Below are 17,645 nucleotides of genomic sequence, written 5' to 3'. Positions count from 1 at the left end.
TCGACAGAGTGCCAGGACACCAGCCAGTCCTGGCCGTTCGAATACGTCAGCATCCGCTCCCGGTCACGGGCAGGGACGACAGATGTCATATGGCTCTCCTGCTGAGGTTCGCGATCAGAAGGACCGGCGAGGCCCTTGAGGCGGCTGGAGCGGCGATCATCTCCGAACCGGTCCGGGACCCCGGGGCGATCTGAAACTGCCACTCTTGTGCCATGGTTCGCACATCACTGATCGCATGCTGCTTAGCCATCTCGCTCGCCGGCTGCGCAGATAGCCCGGCACCGGTGGCGTCATCCGAGTCCGCTCAGCCTAAACCCGCCGCCGCCCCGCAGACTCCCCTGCAGCAGAGCACCATTCCCGGCACGCAACGGTATTACGCCACCGATCTACGACCCGGCGACTGCATCGAACCTCTTCCCCAGACGTACATGGTGACCGTCGTCCCCTGCCACGTGCCGCATTCGGCTGAGTTCGCCACCACATACGTCCTCCCCCAGGGACCGTATCCGGATGCGGACATGACGCGGCTCGCGGAGAACGGATGTCTTCCCAGAATGCGCATCAAAAAGTCGAAAACGGATGAGATCGGCATGGCGTGGCTTGGGCCGGCCTTGGAGGACTGGCCGCGTTACCGGACCGTGTACTGCCTGGCCGTACGCATGGACGGAAAGAAGACAACGGGGCGAGTGGTCGAGTAGCGACCCGTCGTCTCCCTCATGAGTGACCAGGGCATCCCGATCGCGACCATCGCCGATCTCGTCGGCCACGCCGCCACCAGCGTCACGTAGGCCGCCCACCTCCCCGGACCGCCGAACCTCCGCCCACGTGACGGGTGGAAGCGTGGTACTGGTGAATGAGCCAGGTGCCGGCCGCCCTTTTGGCCACGACGGACAGGCATATCAGGTGGACGTCACCGGTAGGCGCGGTGAAGGTCACCTCCGCGAATCCGTGCACGATCTCCTCGCTCAGCCGGCCACCCGACACCACCTCGACCTGTGCCGTCGTGCCGCGAACGACCCTGGCGTAATAGTCGAAGACCTCCTGCGGACCGTGTCCCAGCTGCGGACTGATGCCCTGGAAAAGCGCGTCCTGGCTGAACAAGGCGGCGATCTCGGCCGGTCGGTGTGCGTTGAAGGCCTGCTGCCAGTCGTGGAGCAGCCTGGTGAGAACGTCTGTCGCCCCGGTGCCGGTCATCGCGGGGAACCTGCGTGCAGAGCTTCCCGCGTCCACCGGTGTCGTGGCCGCGTGACCAGGGTACGGACACCTGCCGGCTTGGGCTCGGGCATGCCGCCCGTGGTGAGGATCGTTCCATTCCCGCGGGCCACCGTGGCGGGCGCGACGTGAGCCGCAGCGTTGACCGCGGCTCGCAACGTCCGGTCGCTCCGGGCGATCAGTGCTGTCGGCAACCGCTCCCTGGCGAATCTCCGAGCCACCGCCTGCCCGATCCCCGGACCTGCCCCCATGATCACGGCACCTGGCATTGATCTACTCCTTACCTGCTGAATCGATGCTCGGGACGGTAAGGCATCACATCCATGTGAAGGTCAAGGAGAAGAAACCGGATACGGATCGGCGAACTGGCAGGACCTCCTCAGGCCGGTCCGGCTGGACAACGGCCACCGCGAATACCCTGCGGCGGATGCTCAGGAACGTCGCCGAGCCGGTCCCCACACCCAAGGGCACGAACGGACGTCCCAGCAAGACACACACCCGACAGCGAGCGGAGGCCGTACTCAGCCACGCTTGGCACGGAGGGAGCCCGCCCTGCGCTGGGTGCGGTAGAGGCGCGACCTGGAAGATCGCTTCCCGGACAACCGCTGATCGTTTCCCGCGCCGGCGGACAGCAGTTGGTGCCGAGAACATCACCAACTGCAGAAGTGTGAAAGAAGACAGCTTCTTGAGCCTGAGCAACCTTCAGTTCTTCCGGCGGCGTAAGGACGGGTGACTGTCGCCTGAGAAAGGACCGTACATGGCGGATGGATCGGAGTACGACGCGTTCGTCGAGGCGTCATGGCACCGGCTGCTCCGCACCGCCTACCTGCTCGCCCGTGACTGGGGTGTGGCCGAGGACCTGGTGCAGACGGCGCTGCTGAAGGCGTGGCAGGCCTGGCCGCGCCTGGGCGACGAGCGTGAGGCGTACGTCCGCAAGATCATTGTGAACCTGCACGTCTCCTGGTGGCGGCGCCGCTGGAGACGGGCCGAGCTGACCAGCGGGTCGCCGCCCGACCAGGCGCAGGCGGCCGACCACATGGGACAGGCCGACGATCGCGAACTGGTCTGGCAGGCGCTCGGCCGCTTGCCTGCCCGGCAACGGGCCGTCGTCGTGCTGCGGTTCTTCGAGGACCTGACCGAGGTCCAGACCGCTTCGACGCTCGGCTGCAGCGTCGGGACGGTCAAGAGCCAGGCGAGCAGGGCGCTGGCCAAGCTTCGGGTGGACGAGTCATTCGCGTACGACAGGAGGGGGTAGCGCCGTGCATATCGACCAGGGAGAACTCCGCGACCTGCTGGATGAGCGCAGCAGCCCTGCGCTCGACCGCCCGATCCCGTGGCACTCACTGCGGACCAGGACACGCGGCGCGCGACGGCGCCGGTTGTCGGCCGTCGCTGTCGCTGTCACTTTCGCCGTCGCGGTCGTCACCGTGGGAACGATCGTCAGCCTGCGCGGGCCGGAGCAAGTCGATCAGCCGACCACCGCGACAGTGAGCGAGAAGTTCCCGATCCAGTACGAGGAGTCCGACGGCACTGTCTACCGCAGGCTCGCCATTGCGGCCTTCGACCCATCACGCGAGGAATCGACGACATTCCAGGTGAAGGTGAGCGGCAAGCCGGTGGCCATCCTGCCTGACTGCCCGCATCCCAAAGCGGGGCCACCACGTGTCAGCGTGCGGGTGCCGGGCCTGAACAAGGACTTCACGCTGTCACTGAAGAACTCATGCGAGCGGGGCAAAGCGGTCGACACGCAGCTCTTCCCCGCCGGGACTCGGACGGTGAGATTCTCCGTCACGACCTACCCTTGGGTGACGCCTCCGGGTAAATGGCGGTTCGGCGTGTACGAGTGGACGCCGCCGGCCACGATGAGGACCGCCTCGCCTCCGGTCGAGCCGCTCGCGAAGATCGGGGAGGAACTCAGCCTGGTCGCCAAGGGCAGCGCCACCTGGCCCGGCACCCGTGAGGTGACGCTCACCGTGCCGAACAGGGGCCACGGCCTGGCCATCGTCACCTACTGCGGGGACGGCCTCGCCGAGCGGCTCAGCCGGAAGCTGTGGGTGAACGGGCGCCTGAAGGACTTCGGCGTCTGCTCCTTCCCGCCGTCCGGGGCCGGGTTCCTCCATCTGGGCAAACGGCCGAGCAGTGAGAAGACGACAACGATCAGGGTCCGGTTGGAGACGTCCATCCCCGAGTACCTGCGGCGCCCCGGAACGCTGACAGTGGCCGTCTATGACGGCGACCTATGACAGTGCGTGATCGTGCCATGCGGTAACCGGCTCAGGGGCATGGTCGGCATCAGTGTCCTCAGCCGGTGACGGTGGTGGCGATCGAGTGTCTTCTCTGCTTGATCACGGCGTCGTCAAAGCAGGCCGGTATGCGCTTGATGCGTATCGCTATGAAGGTGGATCAGAGAGCCATGTGTCGGCCGGCTTGAGAGCCACTTGCTGATCAACTGCCTTGGAAGGTCATTGAAAAGAGAGCCATGCCCGTGGGTCTGGGGCATGGCTCTCTCGTGACGCTGTGTGTGTTGTCGGCGTACACATCCCGCTGCGGAGGCGGCAGCAGGGGTGCGACGTAAGCGCATGTTCGACCAGGTTCAGCGGAGTTCCTGGCGTTCTGCTGTTTCGCCCAGACGATGGAGCAGGTGCGCCCAGCCGTCGCCGGTCTCCTCTTCGAGTGCGGCCGGCAGACCACTGTGGCGCAGGGTGAGCTCGGTGCCATCACCGTCCGGGGTCAGGGTGACCTCGACTCGGGATGCCTCGGGTGCCATGTCGGGCGCTCCTGGTGTGGCCTCCCAGCCGAAGGTGAAGACGAGACGTTCGTACGGCACGAGCTCCACGAACCGTCCGCGCATCACCGGGCGTGGGCCCTCGTGCATCGCAACCTGCAAGGTGCCACCAGGGCGGGCGTCCAGCTCGGCCGTTCCCCACCATTGCGCCAGGCGTGCCGGGTCGGTGAAGAACCGCCAGACCGTCTCGGGACGCGCACGGATGTGCAACGTCTGCTCAATCGTCCTGCTCACAGCGATCCCTTCATGTCCTGGTCACCAGTGTGGGCGCGTTCTTCTCGCTCGGCTTCGTGCTGGAGGCGGCTGAGCGAGGTGGACCACATGGTCTCCAGGAACGTCACCGCCTCGGCCAGCCCCTCCGGACGTAGCCGATAGAAGCGGCGATTGCCTGCGCGGCGGACGTCGACGAGGCGGGCTGCCGTCAGCGTTCGCAGATGCTGGGATACCGCAGGGCGACTGATCTCGGGAAAGCGCTCGGCGATCTCGCCTGCCGATACCTCGCGATCCCGCACCAGGACGAGGATGGCGCGGCGGGTCGGGTCCGCCACAGCGCGAAGCGCGTCGTCCATGGGCCACCGCCTTCGTTTGCGCACTGCCGGGACGGCATGTAAGTGTTTAAGCAACATCTTACACACTATCGATGACGAGGATTCACCATGTCAGGAGACGACAGCACCCGTGCCCCGCGATCGGAGAACCAGCGCCTGAATGCGCTGGTTGGCCGTTGGCGTTCGCAGGGGTGTATAGCGGCCACCGCGATCGACCCGGCGATCCGCATCGCCGGGTCGGACACCTACGAGTGGCTGGCCGGCGAGCACTTCCTCATTCACCGTGTGGACGTGCGCATGAATGAGGAGCACGTCGAGGTCATCGAGATGATCGGGCCCTACGATCCAGCGAGCCGGACCTACCCCATGCGCTCCTTCGACAATCACGGTAACTTCGTCACCATGTGGGCAAGCGTCGACGACGAGGGCGTCTGGACGTTCGCCGGTGACACGGAGCGGGCGACGCTGGTGATCGCCGAAGACGGCGACTCCATGACGGCGGAATGGGAGCGCACCGACAACGGCTCAAACTGGCGGCACTGGATGGACATGAGCTTCACGAGGGCTTCCAGCCCCAGCGCCATCCCTCGCCGCTGAATCCCTCGCAGACCAGAAGCCCCACCGTCGAGCTCGCTCCTGGCAGAGGCGCCACAACACCATCACGCTGCGCGCGTCTATCTGTACGCGCCTTTGCGCATAGAGGTGTATGCCGACAAGTGTGGTCAGCTGGCTTGTTCGGCTCTGGCTCGGGTCCGGGCAAGGCGGTAGGAGTCGGTCGAAGGTGAGCCGGTCGACGATCGCGGCGCCGAGGCGCGGGTCGGTAGAAGCCGGAGAAGGACTCGTTGCCGGCGACGGCGACGCTGTTCTTCTCTCTGCGTCCGGTGGGGACCTGGAAGAGCGATCTCTCCATCGACGAGATCGCCCAGCTGTGCGGCCATGCCGACACCACCGTGACCAAGATCGTCTTCCGCCACCAGATCCGGCCCGCCATTCAGACTGGCGCGCCGGCCATGGACCGGATCTTCGACGGCAGGGATGCCTAGCCATGCAACATGTCACCCAGAAGATCACAAAGGCCCTTCCGGAAGATCCGAAAGGGCCTTTGACCTGGGTGGGGTGTTCACGAGTGGGGCCGAACAGCACGGATATGGCGGTGGCAAAGATCGCCTCCCGGGTCTTTCGTGATCGTTTCCCACGCCCAGGGGGCAGAATTGCCTCACCTGCCTAGGGGAGCGCGTCGTGCGAGGATCTTGCGGTAGCTGATGCGCCATCCCTGGTCCGTGCGTACGGCGGTGTCTTCGTAGGTCACGCTCCCGCTCGTGCCGTCTACGTTGATGCCGATCCCCTTGGACAGCGCCCCCACAGTCCCGTCGGCGTTCTCGGTGAGAACGATGTTGGTGACGTGGTGACCGACCGGATTCAGCTCGCCCAGAGCCCGGCCAGCCTCGGCGCAGGCCGCCACACCTTTCAGGGGTCGCTGCCCGAGATCGGTGGTGTCGTAGGTGACATCCACGGTGAAGACCTCATCGAGACGATCGAGTTGCCCGCTGTCGCAGAGATGACCGTGCATCGCGATCAGTTCGGTGATGGTGAAACGGTCCTGGTCGCTGAGTGCCATGACGGATTCCTCTCCTGAAGAGTTCGACGGAGGCATGTCCACGTCGGGTCGCGAGGTGTGCCTCGAACAAAAGCGGGGACGTCCCCGATTTCTCGGCTCTACACTAAACGGGGAGTTCCCCGTTTTTCAATCCTGGAGTGAACGGATGACGCACACGGACAAGACGACCAGGCCGAGGCGGGCACGGCGAACCGATGCCGCACAGAACGCCGAGCGGCTGCTCACCGCCGCCAAGGACCTCTTTGATGAACACGGTCCCGATGCCCCGCTCGATGAGGTGGCGCAGCGCGCCGGTGTGGGCAATGCGACGCTCTACCGGCACTACCCCACCCGGGGCGACCTTCTCGTGGCCGTGTATTCAGACGAAGTGACAGCGCTGTGCGATCAGGGGCGTGCGCTGCTCGCGGAACCCTCCACAGCCGAGGCCCTCTTCACCTGGCTGGACGGCTTCGTCGTCCACATCGCGACCAAACGCACTCTGGCCCTTGCCGCGAGCGAACACAGCGGCACGCCGCGTACCGAGCTCTTCGAACGCTGGCACGACTCTATGAGATCCATCGCGGAACGGCTCCTTGCCCGGGCTCAACGAGCTGGTACGGTCCGCGCCGACCTCTCCGTTGCCGATGTGCTCGCGCTGACCAGCGGCGCCGCGCTCACCAGCACCAGCACCCGGCATGCGCAACAGCTCGTGCAGATCTTGCGGAACGGCTTTGTCACCACCAAGGCCTCCGCTCCGCCGGACGCACCGTCAGTTCGATGAGGGGCGGAGCAAGCAGCCCTGACGATGGTTTCATTCGAGAGCCGCCAACGCCAAGGGATCTCGCGGTCTTCGCGGTCAGCGATGCCATTGCCGCCTACAGTGTGGAGTTGCAGCTATGCGTTGAGTGATGTCAGCGGTCCGGGGCGCAAGCGGGAACTGCTGCGGGACATCGTCACCGCGCTGGTGCTCACCCCAGTGCGCTGGGTCAAAGGCCGGGGCTACCTCCGTCACTTCCGCGGCGACGTCGGCATCGACACCACCGCCACCCCGGTCTTCGCCCGTCCGCCCCAAGTTCGCCGCTCCACCGGCGAACTGATCGCCTCCACCGAGATCACCGCGGGCTGGCATCACTCGGCCAGAAACGGCCCACCCGAGTACGGCTACAGCGCCACCCTCACCGTCGCCGCCCGCGCCCGCTCCGTGCTCGGCTCCTTCCCGCAGTTGGCGCTCGGCCTGGTCCTCGACACCCCGCACAAACGTATCGGCGCCAACGCCATCACCACCCTCAAACCCCTGCCCACCCTCGGCTTGCCCGCAGCATTCGCAGTCGTCGACCGCGCCTACACCGACCAGCAGAGCGCCCATTTCGCCCAGCCCGCACGCGAGCTCGGCTACCGGCTCGCCCTCGATTACAAAGCGGATCAACTACCGGTCTGGACGACGCCGCCACTCGCAGCCCATCGGAAGAACTCACCGCGCTCATCAGCGCGCGAGAGCCGTACTTGCTGCGCCTCAAACAGAGCCCGAACGCAGGCGGCACCGTCCGCTTCCAGTGCCCGGCAGCAGGCACCTCCCCATCGCTGACCTGTCCCCGCTTCGACCGCCTCCACCAGCGCGGACCCAACCGGCCCACCGCAGTCGACCTCACCAATACCCGGCAACGAGCTGCTCACCCGGCGGCCAAACCCCGCGTCCTTCCCCCACAGCCCGACCTGAAGGCCGGCGAACTGCCGAAGATCTGCCACCAGCACACCATCACCGTCCGCAAGGACGACCTCGGCCACCTCGACAAATTCCGCCAGGACCTGGCCTACCTCAGTCCTGCCTGGATCGGAACCTACAAGTCCGTCCGGGCCAACACTGAGGGCCTCAACGGCAGGATCAAGGGACACGACCTTGACCTCGGCGACCCCAAGAACCGGCTCGCCCACGGCCGCGTCGCCCAGACAATCCTGGTTGCGCTGCTCGTCACCGTCGCCAACGACCACTTCCTCGACCAGTGGCGCCACGTCCACGAGCCCCAAGACGAGCCCGTCACACTCGCCGACACCCCGCAGACTCCAGCCGGGCCCTTCGACGGCACACCACCCGCAGGCCAGGGCAGGCCGCCACCCGCCCCATAAGCCGCACAACCCGCCACCCTGTCGCAGCGCCCCACTCACCGTCGGCTTCGCCATGCCCAACGGCCGGATCTCGCTCCCCCACCAGCGGCCTGACACCACCCGGGCCTTCCCAGACACCAGCTCCGCGGTCACCAAACCAGGACGAACCAAATTCGGAAACCCCTGAAATGACAAGATCCCGCCTGATCGCGATGATCAGACGGGATCCCGTCAACTTCAGTCCGGCCGTCTCATGAACGGCCCTGGGTGGAGATGAGGGGATTCGAACCCCTGACCCCTTCGATGCGAACGAAGTGCGCTACCGGACTGCGCTACATCCCCAAGGACTCGACCAGATTAGCAAACTCCCAGAGGTACTCGCGCCACCCTTTCAGTCGCCCACCGCTCGTCTGGGCGGTTCGGCGTACTGGTCGAACAGGACGTCGGTGTGCAGTGCGGTCAGGTCGATGACCTCGGCCTCCATCTCGGCCGCCGCCCGGCGCCGCTCGCGTGCCCGCCGTAGCCGCTCAGAGCGCGCCTGGAGCGCCCGTTCGCGGCGTTCCCGGTCGACCTGTACGGCGATCCGCAGAAAGGCCGTGTACGCCAGCATGACGACCCCGGACGGCGCCACGCCCCACCACGGGATCATCTCGACCCCGGCCGTGACGACGGAGGCCAGCACGAGCAACGCGGTGAAGAACAACAACCGTCTGCGTCGCGCTACGATGATCGCCCTACGGCGAAGCCGGAACTGCCGGACATCGACCTTTTCGACCTCGGGTGCGTCCTCGTCGCCGATGGTGGCGTCGAGATTGTCCAGGTCGGGCAGGGCGTGCTCGCCGGTGTAGTGCTCCTCGAGCTCGGCGAGCTCCTGGAGGTTCGTCTTGTCCCGGCGCAACCACATCGGAATCAGGACGCACAGCCACATCACGACGATGGCGACATAGAGGAAGGCGCTGCTCACGACCACCTCCGGGCAGCACGAAAGCGCGTCTGTGCTCGTCGCGCCTTCATTGTGCTCACGTCACGCACCGTAAGACCGTGTGTCACTGATTGACGAGCATTCGGTGCGGTGTGTCGCGAGATCGTCAAACCTCTTCGACCGGAGATCCGCCGCGAGCGGCCGACTCACGTGCTCGCCGCCACTGTACGAGCAGGCCGCCGGGGACGTCCTCGACGGTCAGCGCGTAACAGATGTGGTCGCGCCAGGCCCCGTCGATGTGGAGTTGGCGACGCCGAATGCCTTCTTCCCTGAACCCGAGCTTCTCCACCACCCTACGACTGGCCTGGTTCTCAGGACGGATGTTCGCTTCTAGCCGATGCAATCCGGTGGTGAAAAAGCAATGATCGACGGCCAGGGCCAGGGCGGTGGGGATGATGGCCCGCCCGGCCAGCGCGCCGTCCACCCAGTAACCGACCTGGGCGGAACGGGCAGAACCCCACACGATGGCCCCCACGGTGAGTTGCCCCGCGAAGCGGCCGTCGTAGGTGACCACCCACGGCAGCGCCAGCCCCTGCCGCGCCTCGCGACGCAGGGTGCCGACCATGGAGATGTACGGGCCGAGCCCCGTTCTGAACAGCGGGGTCTCGGGGTTGCTCGGTTCCCAGGGACGCAGCCAGTCGGCGTTGCGCAACCTGGTCTCGCGCCAAACGCGTACGTCGCTCAGCCGCAGCGGCCGAAGGCCCACCGGGCCTTCGCTCAGGTTCGCCGGCCAGCCACGAAGTCGATCCACGCCTCTCATCATCCCCCCATCGGGCTCGATGTCGCCACGGATCATCGATCGGCAGACCGAAACCTGGTCAGCGGGGGTGGTCGCCGCCCTTGATCTGCTCGACCGCGTGCCGCAGGACGGGCGCGAGCACAGCCACCCCATCCCGGACGCCACCGGACGAGCCGGGCAGATTCACGATCAACGTGTCACCCGCCTGACCGGCCAGCCCCCGGGACAGGACCGACGTGGGCACCTTGTCGCGATTCGCCAGGCGAATGGCCTCCGCTATACCGGGAACTTCCCGGGTGATCACGCGGGCGGTCATCTCCGGCGTCAGGTCGAGGGGCGTGAGCCCGGTGCCGCCGGTGGTCACGATCACGTCGTAACCCTGGGCGACGCCGTCGCGCAGGGCCGCCTCGACCGCGTCGCCGTCGGGCACCACCAGCGGACCCGAGACCTCGCAGCCGGCGTCGGACGCCAGCAACTCGGCCAGCAACGGCCCTGACTTGTCGGCATATATCCCGGCGGAGGCGCGGTTCGACACGGTCACCACGAGCGCCCGGATCACGTGGCCTCCCTGGTCCACAGACCGGTCTTGCCGCCCACCTTCTCCTCCACCCGGACGTCGGTGATCACGGCGGCCGGATCGACCGCCTTGACCATGTCGATCAGCGCCAGGGCGGCCACGGTGACGGCGGTCAGCGCCTCCATCTCCACCCCGGTACGGTCGGCCGTCCGCACCCGGCAGGTGATCGACACCCCCCAGTCCTCGACGTCGAGCACGACCTTCACACCGTGCAACGCGATCGGATGGCAGAGCGGAATGAGGTCGGGCGTGCGTTTCGCCCCCATGATCCCAGCGATCCGGGCCACCCCGAGCGCGTCGCCCTTGGGCACCTCGCCCGACCGCAGCAGCGCCACGACCTCGGACGACAGCAGCACCCGCCCGGTCGCCGTCGCGGTACGGGCGGAGACGTCCTTGGCCGAGACGTCGACCATGCGCGCCGCGCCCGTCTCGTCCAGGTGCGTGAACTCGCTCACAGCCGGATCACCTCCACCTCGGACCCGCCGGGCACCTCGGTCACGTCCTCCGGCACCACGATTAGCGCGTTCGCCGAGGCCAGGGCCGCGAGCTGGTGGGAGCCCTGGCCGTGGACCGGCGCGACCGTGCCGTCGGAGGACAGCACGCCGCGCAGGTACGAGCGCCGGCCCGACGGCGAGCGCAGCGCCGCGGTGACGTAGGCGGTCACCCGGGCCGTGTCGGTGGGCAGGCCGCGCATCTTGTCGAGCGCGGGACGTACGAACAGCATGAACGACACGAAGGAGGACACCGGGTTGCCCGGCAGGGCGAAGATCGGCACCCGGTCGTCGCCCAGCACGCCGAACCCCTGGGGCATGCCGGGCTGCATCGCGACCTTCTCGAACCTGACCGTGCCGAGCGGCGACAGCGCCTCCTTGACGGGCTCGTACGCCCCCATGGAGACCCCGCCGCTGGTGATGATCGCGTCGGCGCGCACCAGGTGGGTGTCGAGCTGGTCGAGCAGCACGGCGGGATCGTCGCCGACGGACCCCGCGCGGAAGCCCTCGGCGCCGGCCTCGCGCACCGCGGCCGTCAGGGTGAAGCTGTTGGACTCCCAGATCTGCCCGCGGCCCAGCGGCGTCCCGGGCTCGACCAGCTCGGCGCCGGTCGAGATGACGACGACGCGCGGCTGCGGACGCACCCACACGCGCCGCCGCCCCACACCGGCGATGATGCCGAGCTGGGCCGGCCCGATCACCGTGCCGGCCTTGAGCACCACCTCGCCCGCCTGGACGTCCTCGCCGGCTCGGCGAATCGCGTTTCCAAGCGGTACGTCACGATTTATCTGGACAGAGACCGTGCCCCCGTCCGTCCACTCCACCGGCACGACGGAGTCCGCCCCGGCGGGCATGGGCGCCCCGGTCATGATCCGGACGGCGTGCCCGGGGCCCACCGCCCGCAGTTCGTCGGACCCCGCGGCCACGTCGTCGATCACCGGCAGCGTGCCGGGAACGTCCTCGGCCCTGACCGCGTAGCCGTCCATCGCGGAGTTGTCGAACGGCGGCAGCGGCACCGGCGAGGACACGTCCTCGGCCAGCGTCGTGCCTAGCGCCCGCTCCAGCTCCAGCTCCAGAGGCGCCAGCGGACGCACAGTGGCCAGGATCTCGGCCAGATGCGCGTCAACCGATCTCATCGAGGAACTCCCGCAGCCACGGCACGAACTCCGGCGCGAGATCCTCACGATCCGCGGCGAACTTCACCACTGTCCGCAGATAGTCGAGCTTGTCGCCGGTGTCGTAGCGCCGCCCGCGGAACAGCACGCCGTGCACGGGGCCGCCCTCCTCGGTGCCGCGGCCGGCCAGCGTGCGCAGCGCGTCGGTGAGCTGGATCTCGTTGCCGCGCCCGGGCGGCGTGCTCTCCAGGACCTCGAAAACGGCGGGATCGAGCACGTATCGCCCGATGACCGCCCACGTGGAGGGCGCCTCGTCCACCGGCGGCTTCTCCACCAGGTCGGTCACCCGCACGACGTCGTCCTCGACGGTGCCGGCGATGGTGGCCACGCCGTAGAGCGAGACCTGCTCCCTCGGCACCTCCATCAGCGCGACGACGCTCCCGCCGAACGTGTTGCGCACCTCGATCATGCGCTGGAGCAGGCGGTCGCGGTAGTCGATCAGGTCGTCGCCGAGCAGGCACGCGAACGGGTGGTCACCGACGTGATGCTTGGCGCACAGCACCGCGTGCCCGAGCCCCTTCGGCTCGCCCTGCCGCACGTAGTGCAGCGTGGCGAGCGAGGCGGGCTCGCGGACCTGGGACAACCGTTGCTCGTCGCCCTTGGCCTCCAGGGCCTCCTCCAGCTCGAACGCGCGGTCGAAGTGGTCTTCGATGGACCGCTTGTTCTTGCCGGTGACCATGAGGACGTCGAGGAGCCCGGCGGAGGCCGCCTCCTCGACGACATACTGGATCGCGGGCTTGTCGACGATGGGCAACATCTCCTTGGGTGTCGCCTTGGTCGCCGGGAGGAACCGGGTGCCCAGACCCGCGGCGGGCACGACGGCTTTCGTCACAGGGTCGAAGTCAGCCATGAGTAGACCCTAGTGGAGGTACCTGTGGACAAGCTGAACCTGCGTCGCCAACTGCTCGCGGCGCGCACCCGTCTGTCCTCCGAACAACTACGGGCAAACGCCACCAAGGTCCGCGAGACGCTGCTCGAACAGCCGTGGGTCCAGATGGCCGGTCTGGTGGCCTGCTACTGGTCGGCGGGGTCGGAGCCGGAGACGCACGGTCTCGTGTTCGCTCTGTGGAAACACGGCGCGACGGTGATCCTTCCGGTGCTGAAAGAGGACAATGACCTGGATTGGGCGGTCTACGACGGCCCGGACACACTCGCCCCGGGTCGCTTCGGCATCATGGAACCGGTCGACACGCGTCGCGGCGTCGACGCCGTCCGCACGGCCGCGCTGGTGATCGTGCCCGCACTCGCGGTCGACCGCGGCACGGGGGTGCGCCTCGGACGCGGCGGCGGCTCGTACGACCGCGCGCTGGCCAGGGTGGGGCCGAACGTCCCCACGGTGGCCCTGCTGCACGACGGCGAGCTGATCGACGACGTGCCGGCCGAACCGCACGACCACCGGGTCCGTTTTGCGATGACGCCGGAAGGACTCACTAGGCTTATGTGACCGAAGGGACGAGAGGGGGCCGGATGACGCTTGATGTCTGGCTCCTGATCGGCGCCGGAATTGTCATCGCGGCCATCGCGTCCGTACGCGTCGCACATCGCAGCGGTCTGCCCAGTCTTCTCCTCTTCCTGGCGCTGGGTCTGGTTCTGGGGGCCTCGGGGTTCGGCGCCAAGCTCGAAAGCCCGCAGGCCGTCCAGCAGATCGGCCTGATCGCGCTGGCGGTGATCCTGGCCGAGGGCGGTCTGACCACGACCTGGTCGCACGTCCGCAAATCGGTGCCGCTCGCCCTGATCCTGGCCACCGTCGGCGTGACGGTGAGCATCGTGGTCGTGGCGCTGGCCGTCCAGGGGCTGCTCGGCATGGATCCGACCGAGGCGCTGGTCCTCGGCGCCGTGCTGGCCTCGACGGACGCGGCCGCCGTCTTCTCGGTGCTGCGCAGGTTGCCGCTCCCGACCCGGTTGGCGGGGGTTCTGGAGGCGGAGTCCGGCTTCAACGACGCGCCCACGGTCATCGCCGTCGTACTGCTCAGCGGGGCGTCGCAGCGGCCGGCGTCCGTGGGAACGTTCCTGCTGGAAACCGCCATCGAGCTGGTCATCGGCGCGGCCGTGGGCCTCGCGGTCGGGCCCGCGGGCGCGTACGCGCTGCGCCGCGTCGCCCTCCCGGCCTCCGGCCTCTACCCGATCGCCGTGCTGGCCCTCACCTTCGTCTCGTACGGCGGCGCGGTGCTGCTGCACGGCTCCGGCTTCCTGGCCGTCTACCTCACGGCCCTCATCCTGGGCAATTCACGCCTGCCGCACCGCGCCGCGACCAGAGGGTTCGCCGAGGGCGCGGCCTGGCTGGCGCAGATCGGCCTCTTCGTCATGCTGGGGCTCCTGGCCACGCCCAAAGAGCTGCCGTCGGCCATCGTGCCGGGCGTGATCGCCGGGTCCGTGCTGGTGATGGTGGCCCGTCCGCTGTCGGTGCTGGCCAGTTCCACGGTGGCCCGCGTCCTGCGGCTGGACCGGGTGAGCTGGCGCGACCAGGCGTTCCTGTCGTGGGCGGGGTTGCGCGGCGCGATCCCCATCGTGCTGGCGACCATCCCGTGGGCGTCCGGTGTGCAGGGGTCGAAGGAGATCTTCAACCAGGTCTTCGTGATCGTGATCGTCTTCACGCTGCTGCAGGGGCCCACGCTGCCGTACGCGGCCCGGCTGCTCGGGGTGAGCGCGCCCGGCGAGGCGCACGACCTGGAGGTGGAGTCCGCGCCGCTGGAGGAGCTCAAGGCGGACCTGCTCCAGGTCAAGGTTCCCATCGGCTCGCTCCTGCACGGCGTGGAGATCTTCGAGCTGCGCCTGCCCGCCGGAGCGGCCGTGACGCTGGTGGTCCGCGACGGCAAATCGTTCGTGCCGGACAACAGCACCCGCGTCCGGGCCGACGACCAGCTCCTGCTGGTCACCACGGCCGCCTGCCGTGACCAGGTCGAACGCCGTCTGCGCGCCGTGAGCCGCAGCGGCAAGCTGGCCGGCTGGCACGGAGAGCGGGGGTTGGAATAGGTGTTTGGCCCAATCGGTTAGCATTAGCAGTCGCATCGCTCGAGTGCCAGAACGTATAAGGAGGAGCGCGTGCCGACCTACCAGTACGCCTGCAACGACTGCGGTGAGCAGCTCGAAGTCGTTCAGAAATTCACCGACGATGCGCTGACGGTGTGCCCCAACTGCCAGGGCAACCTGCGGAAGGTGTTCTCCGCCGTCGGCATCGTGTTCAAGGGTTCGGGCTTCTACCGCACGGACAACCGCTCGTCGTCCTCGACCTCCTCCGCCTCTTCGACCACCCCGTCGAAGCCGGCCGAGAGCAAGTCGAGCGAGTCGTCGTCCTCCTCGTCGTCCACCCCGGCGCCGGCGCCCGCGGCGGCCTCCAACTAGGCACGTCGACCCCGCCCGCACGGGCGGGGGTCCTCATCGAGGCCGGTCGGCGTACGCGCCGAGCAGTTCCGGCGCGATGCGGTCGACGAGCCGCTCCAGCTGTGGATCGGACCCCCAGTCGGCCACGAGCCTGCTCAGCCCCTCGCACGAGCAACGCACGAGCCTCAGGGCCGCCCGGTCCCCCTCCGGCGTGAGCCGCAGCCGCTCGCCGTCTTCAGAACGCTCCACCAGCCCCTCGTCCACCAGGCGGTCGACGTGGGGCCTGCCGTGTTCCCTGCTGACCTTGGCGCACTCGGCCAACTCGCCCGCCCCGACCCAACCCTTGCCGTTGAGCCTGGCGAGCACCCACACCCCTTGCGGCGGGACGCCGCTCAACCCGGCCAGCGCCCCGAGCCGTTCGTAGTAGCCCCTGCGCAGGTCGGCGTCGGCGAGCCGCATGAGCCCCCGTTCGACCTCCTCCAGCGACGACCGCTCGGCCGACGTGGCGCCCAGCCCCTCGCCCAGGTCCGCCGCCTTGGTGGTCTCCCTGAGCCGCGTCTGCGGGATGAACCAGCTCAGCACGAACGCCCCGAACATCACCGGCGCGGCCACCCGGAAGACGGCCGCGATGGCGTCGGCGTACACGTGGAGGAACTGACCGGCCAGCGCGGGAGGCAGCCGCTGGATGACGGTCGGGTCGCGCTGGATCCTCGACGGGTCGAACCCCGCCGGCAACCGGGCCCTGGCCAGCACCTCTCGCAGATCGCCGTTGAGCGTGCCGGTGAAGACCGCCCCCAGCGTGGCGACCCCGAAGGACCCGCCGATCGAGCGGAAGAACGTCGCCCCCGACGTGGCCACGCCGAGGTCCTTGAAGTCGACGGCGTTCTGCACGACGATCACCAGCACCTGCATGGTCATCCCCAAGCCGATGCCGAGCACCAGCAGGTAGCCGCCCATCGTCAGCAGGCTGCTGCGCTCGCTCAGCCCGGACAGCAGGAACAGCCCGATCGTCGCCACGCCTGTGCCCGCGATGGGCAGGAAGCGATATTTGCCGGTCTTCGAGATCACCAACCCGCTGGTGATCGACAACGTCAGCATCCCGGCCATCATCGGCAGCAGGTACACCCCGGACAATGTGGGACTCACCCCGTGCACGACCTGCAAGAACAGCGGCAGGTACGTGAGCGCCCCGAACATCGCGAACCCCACCACGAACCCCACCGCGGACGACATCGCGAACGCCCGCACCCTGAACAGCCCCAGGGGCAGCACCGGCTCCGCAGCCCGCCGCTCGACGGCCGCCCACGCCGCGACCAGCGCCGCCGCGGCCAGCGCCAGGCCGGCGATGACCGGACTCGACCAGGGATAGGTCGACCCGCCCCAGGTCGTGATGAGCACCAGGCACGAGGTCGCGCCGCCGAGCAGCACCACCCCGGCGTAGTCGATGCGGTGGCTGGTGCGCGTGTCGTCGCCGGGCAGCCCGGCCGCGATCACGGCCAGGGCGATCGCGCCCAGGGGCAGATTGATGTAGAACACCCAGTGCCAGGACAGGTGGTCGACGAACAGCCCGCCGAGCAGCGGCCCCACGATGCTGCTGACGGCGAACACGGCGCCGAAGAAGCCCTGGTAGCGCCCGCGTTCGCGGGCCGAGACCACGTCGGCCACGATCGCCTGCGCGAGCACCATCAGGCCGCCGCCGCCCAGGCCCTGGATCGACCGGAACCCGATCAGCTCCCCCATGTTCCGGCTCAGCCCGCAAAGGGCCGATCCGAGGAGGAAAATGATGATCGCGGTGATGAAGAGTTTTTTGCGGCCGTACTGGTCGCCCAGTTTGCCCCACAGCGGCGTGGAGACGGTCGAGGCGAGCAAGTAGCCCGTCACCACCCACGAGAGCTGCTCCAGCCCGCCCAGGTCGCTCACGATCGTCGGCAGGGCCGTGGAGACGATGGTCTGGTCGAGCGAGGCCAGCAGCATCCCGAGCATCAGCGCGAGGATGATGAGGCCCAGCCCTTTTTGCCGCATGCGGCGATCCTACTCTTCGTACTGGTGTGCGCACGCTCCGCATTCAGGTTATCCACAGAACCGCGTTCGGCGTTCTCGGCGCCCTCGGCCGTC

22 protein-coding genes and 1 tRNA gene are annotated in these 17,645 nt (G+C 68.0%); 11 read left to right on the top strand and 12 right to left on the bottom strand.

Going from position 1 to position 17,645, the window contains the following annotated elements; genetic code table 11:
* The first annotated feature begins 212 nt into the window (after window positions 1–212).
* Window positions 213–698 carry a hypothetical protein gene (locus ACIA8R_RS12940; protein WP_364101554.1) on the top strand — a complete coding sequence of 162 codons (486 nt, stop codon included), beginning with the start codon at window positions 213–215 and terminating at the stop codon, window positions 696–698.
* A gap of 82 nt (window positions 699–780) precedes the next feature.
* On the opposite strand, the gene ACIA8R_RS12935 is transcribed toward ACIA8R_RS12940, so the two are convergent.
* A complete protein-coding gene (locus ACIA8R_RS12935) occupies window positions 781–1,194 on the bottom strand; it encodes a nuclear transport factor 2 family protein (protein ID WP_364101551.1) in 414 nt (137 codons plus the stop codon).
* Window positions 1,195–1,969: 775 nt separating this feature from the next.
* Between ACIA8R_RS12935 and ACIA8R_RS12930 the strand changes: the two genes are divergently transcribed.
* Together ACIA8R_RS12930 and ACIA8R_RS12925 are read left to right on the top strand one after the other, a co-directional pair.
* The gene (locus ACIA8R_RS12930; RefSeq protein WP_397038307.1) at window positions 1,970–2,467 is read left to right on the top strand and encodes a SigE family RNA polymerase sigma factor; all 498 of its coding nucleotides are present in this window, start codon (window positions 1,970–1,972) and stop codon (window positions 2,465–2,467) included.
* A 4-nt stretch (window positions 2,468–2,471) separates the two neighbouring features.
* Window positions 2,472–3,455 carry a hypothetical protein gene (locus tag ACIA8R_RS12925; protein ID WP_397038305.1) on the top strand — a complete coding sequence of 328 codons (984 nt, stop codon included), beginning with the start codon at window positions 2,472–2,474 and terminating at the stop codon, window positions 3,453–3,455.
* A 350-nt stretch (window positions 3,456–3,805) separates the two neighbouring features.
* Here the strand turns inward: ACIA8R_RS12925 and ACIA8R_RS12920 are convergent, their stop codons facing one another.
* Together ACIA8R_RS12920 and ACIA8R_RS12915 are read right to left on the bottom strand one after the other, a co-directional pair.
* A complete protein-coding gene (locus ACIA8R_RS12920; RefSeq protein WP_364101542.1) occupies window positions 3,806–4,231 on the bottom strand; it encodes an SRPBCC family protein in 426 nt (141 codons plus the stop codon).
* Window positions 4,228–4,566, bottom strand: a complete 339-nt coding sequence (locus ACIA8R_RS12915) for a metalloregulator ArsR/SmtB family transcription factor (RefSeq protein ID WP_364101539.1) — start codon at window positions 4,564–4,566, stop codon at window positions 4,228–4,230. Before ACIA8R_RS12915 ends, ACIA8R_RS12920 begins: the two co-directional genes overlap by 4 nt.
* A gap of 87 nt (window positions 4,567–4,653) precedes the next feature.
* On the opposite strand from ACIA8R_RS12915, the gene ACIA8R_RS12910 reads away from it, so the two are divergent.
* On the top strand, window positions 4,654–5,142 hold the full coding sequence (locus tag ACIA8R_RS12910; RefSeq protein WP_397038302.1) for a DUF1579 family protein: 489 nt from the start codon (window positions 4,654–4,656) through the stop codon (window positions 5,140–5,142).
* Between the two features lie 245 nt (window positions 5,143–5,387).
* A complete protein-coding gene (locus ACIA8R_RS12905; protein WP_397038301.1) occupies window positions 5,388–5,588 on the top strand; it encodes a hypothetical protein in 201 nt (66 codons plus the stop codon).
* 173 nt (window positions 5,589–5,761) lie between these two features.
* On the opposite strand, the gene ACIA8R_RS12900 is transcribed toward ACIA8R_RS12905, so the two are convergent.
* Window positions 5,762–6,163 carry a nuclear transport factor 2 family protein gene (locus ACIA8R_RS12900; protein ID WP_397038300.1) on the bottom strand — a complete coding sequence of 134 codons (402 nt, stop codon included), beginning with the start codon at window positions 6,161–6,163 and terminating at the stop codon, window positions 5,762–5,764.
* Between the two features lie 145 nt (window positions 6,164–6,308).
* Between ACIA8R_RS12900 and ACIA8R_RS12895 the strand changes: the two genes are divergently transcribed.
* The 3 genes from ACIA8R_RS12895 to ACIA8R_RS12885 all read left to right on the top strand — a co-directional run bounded on the left by ACIA8R_RS12895 (window position 6,309) and on the right by ACIA8R_RS12885 (window position 8,266).
* Window positions 6,309–6,923, top strand: a complete 615-nt coding sequence (locus ACIA8R_RS12895) for a TetR/AcrR family transcriptional regulator (RefSeq protein WP_397038298.1) — start codon at window positions 6,309–6,311, stop codon at window positions 6,921–6,923.
* Between the two features lie 120 nt (window positions 6,924–7,043).
* On the top strand, window positions 7,044–7,727 hold the full coding sequence (locus ACIA8R_RS12890; RefSeq protein ID WP_397038296.1) for a hypothetical protein: 684 nt from the start codon (window positions 7,044–7,046) through the stop codon (window positions 7,725–7,727).
* On the top strand, window positions 7,646–8,266 hold the full coding sequence (locus ACIA8R_RS12885) for a hypothetical protein (RefSeq protein ID WP_397038294.1): 621 nt from the start codon (window positions 7,646–7,648) through the stop codon (window positions 8,264–8,266). The genes ACIA8R_RS12890 and ACIA8R_RS12885 overlap by 82 nt, the downstream gene beginning before the upstream one ends.
* Before the next feature lie 247 nt (window positions 8,267–8,513).
* Here the strand turns inward: ACIA8R_RS12885 and ACIA8R_RS12880 are convergent.
* The 7 genes from ACIA8R_RS12880 to galU all read right to left on the bottom strand — a co-directional run bounded on the left by ACIA8R_RS12880 (window position 8,514) and on the right by galU (window position 13,059).
* Window positions 8,514–8,587, bottom strand: a tRNA-Ala gene (locus tag ACIA8R_RS12880).
* Window positions 8,588–8,636: 49 nt separating this feature from the next.
* Window positions 8,637–9,209, bottom strand: coding sequence for a hypothetical protein (locus tag ACIA8R_RS12875; protein ID WP_357696235.1), 573 nt, complete (start codon window positions 9,207–9,209; stop codon window positions 8,637–8,639).
* 124 nt (window positions 9,210–9,333) lie between these two features.
* On the bottom strand, window positions 9,334–9,987 hold the full coding sequence (locus tag ACIA8R_RS12870) for a GNAT family protein (RefSeq protein WP_357696660.1): 654 nt from the start codon (window positions 9,985–9,987) through the stop codon (window positions 9,334–9,336).
* A gap of 58 nt (window positions 9,988–10,045) precedes the next feature.
* Window positions 10,046–10,525 carry a molybdenum cofactor biosynthesis protein B gene (locus tag ACIA8R_RS12865; RefSeq protein ID WP_397038292.1) on the bottom strand — a complete coding sequence of 160 codons (480 nt, stop codon included), beginning with the start codon at window positions 10,523–10,525 and terminating at the stop codon, window positions 10,046–10,048.
* Complete coding sequence (gene moaC / locus ACIA8R_RS12860; RefSeq protein ID WP_364104213.1) at window positions 10,522–10,998, bottom strand: cyclic pyranopterin monophosphate synthase MoaC; 477 nt, start codon at window positions 10,996–10,998, stop codon at window positions 10,522–10,524. Before moaC ends, ACIA8R_RS12865 begins: the two co-directional genes overlap by 4 nt.
* Window positions 10,995–12,170 carry a gephyrin-like molybdotransferase Glp gene (gene glp / locus ACIA8R_RS12855; protein WP_364104210.1) on the bottom strand — a complete coding sequence of 392 codons (1,176 nt, stop codon included), beginning with the start codon at window positions 12,168–12,170 and terminating at the stop codon, window positions 10,995–10,997. The genes moaC and glp overlap by 4 nt, the downstream gene beginning before the upstream one ends.
* Window positions 12,157–13,059: a UTP--glucose-1-phosphate uridylyltransferase GalU gene (gene galU / locus ACIA8R_RS12850; RefSeq protein ID WP_357696243.1), complete on the bottom strand. Its 903-nt coding sequence runs from the start codon at window positions 13,057–13,059 to the stop codon at window positions 12,157–12,159. The genes glp and galU overlap by 14 nt, the downstream gene beginning before the upstream one ends.
* A gap of 24 nt (window positions 13,060–13,083) precedes the next feature.
* Here galU and ACIA8R_RS12845 point away from each other — a divergent pair, with 24 nt between their 5' ends.
* The 3 genes from ACIA8R_RS12845 (at window position 13,084) to ACIA8R_RS12835 (ending at window position 15,551) form a co-directional block, all read left to right on the top strand.
* A complete protein-coding gene (locus tag ACIA8R_RS12845) occupies window positions 13,084–13,653 on the top strand; it encodes a 5-formyltetrahydrofolate cyclo-ligase (protein WP_357696245.1) in 570 nt (189 codons plus the stop codon).
* Between the two features lie 23 nt (window positions 13,654–13,676).
* On the top strand, window positions 13,677–15,182 hold the full coding sequence (locus ACIA8R_RS12840; protein ID WP_397038289.1) for a potassium/proton antiporter: 1,506 nt from the start codon (window positions 13,677–13,679) through the stop codon (window positions 15,180–15,182).
* Window positions 15,183–15,251: 69 nt separating this feature from the next.
* On the top strand, window positions 15,252–15,551 hold the full coding sequence (locus ACIA8R_RS12835) for an FmdB family zinc ribbon protein (protein ID WP_364104202.1): 300 nt from the start codon (window positions 15,252–15,254) through the stop codon (window positions 15,549–15,551).
* A gap of 33 nt (window positions 15,552–15,584) precedes the next feature.
* Here the strand turns inward: ACIA8R_RS12835 and ACIA8R_RS12830 are convergent, their stop codons facing one another.
* Complete coding sequence (locus ACIA8R_RS12830; protein ID WP_364104199.1) at window positions 15,585–17,552, bottom strand: MFS transporter; 1,968 nt, start codon at window positions 17,550–17,552, stop codon at window positions 15,585–15,587.
* Window positions 17,553–17,645: the final 93 nt, after the last annotated feature.

The sequence above is a fragment of the Nonomuraea sp. NPDC051191 genome (assembly GCF_044455665.1).
In the GTDB taxonomy this organism is placed as follows: domain Bacteria; phylum Actinomycetota; class Actinomycetes; order Streptosporangiales; family Streptosporangiaceae; genus Nonomuraea.
This window is presented reverse-complemented; position numbering and strand designations above follow the sequence as displayed.

Bases quoted from the DNA above. Each gene is read 5' to 3' on its own strand.
- galU (WP_357696243.1), bottom strand. From the start codon at position 13,059: ATGGCTGACTTCGACCCTGTGACGAAAGCCGTCGTGCCCGCCGCGGGT.
- ACIA8R_RS12870 (WP_357696660.1), bottom strand. From the start codon at position 9,987: ATGAGAGGCGTGGATCGACTTCGTGGCTGGCCGGCGAACCTGAGCGAA.
- ACIA8R_RS12910 (WP_397038302.1), top strand. From the start codon at position 4,654: ATGTCAGGAGACGACAGCACCCGTGCCCCGCGATCGGAGAACCAGCGC.
- ACIA8R_RS12930 (WP_397038307.1), top strand. From the start codon at position 1,970: ATGGCGGATGGATCGGAGTACGACGCGTTCGTCGAGGCGTCATGGCAC.
- ACIA8R_RS12895 (WP_397038298.1), top strand. From the start codon at position 6,309: ATGACGCACACGGACAAGACGACCAGGCCGAGGCGGGCACGGCGAACC.
- ACIA8R_RS12940 (WP_364101554.1), top strand. From the start codon at position 213: ATGGTTCGCACATCACTGATCGCATGCTGCTTAGCCATCTCGCTCGCC.
- glp (WP_364104210.1), bottom strand. From the start codon at position 12,170: ATGAGATCGGTTGACGCGCATCTGGCCGAGATCCTGGCCACTGTGCGT.
- ACIA8R_RS12840 (WP_397038289.1), top strand. From the start codon at position 13,677: ATGACGCTTGATGTCTGGCTCCTGATCGGCGCCGGAATTGTCATCGCG.
- ACIA8R_RS12935 (WP_364101551.1), bottom strand. From the start codon at position 1,194: ATGACCGGCACCGGGGCGACAGACGTTCTCACCAGGCTGCTCCACGAC.
- ACIA8R_RS12830 (WP_364104199.1), bottom strand. From the start codon at position 17,552: ATGCGGCAAAAAGGGCTGGGCCTCATCATCCTCGCGCTGATGCTCGGG.
- ACIA8R_RS12915 (WP_364101539.1), bottom strand. From the start codon at position 4,566: ATGGACGACGCGCTTCGCGCTGTGGCGGACCCGACCCGCCGCGCCATC.
- ACIA8R_RS12900 (WP_397038300.1), bottom strand. From the start codon at position 6,163: ATGGCACTCAGCGACCAGGACCGTTTCACCATCACCGAACTGATCGCG.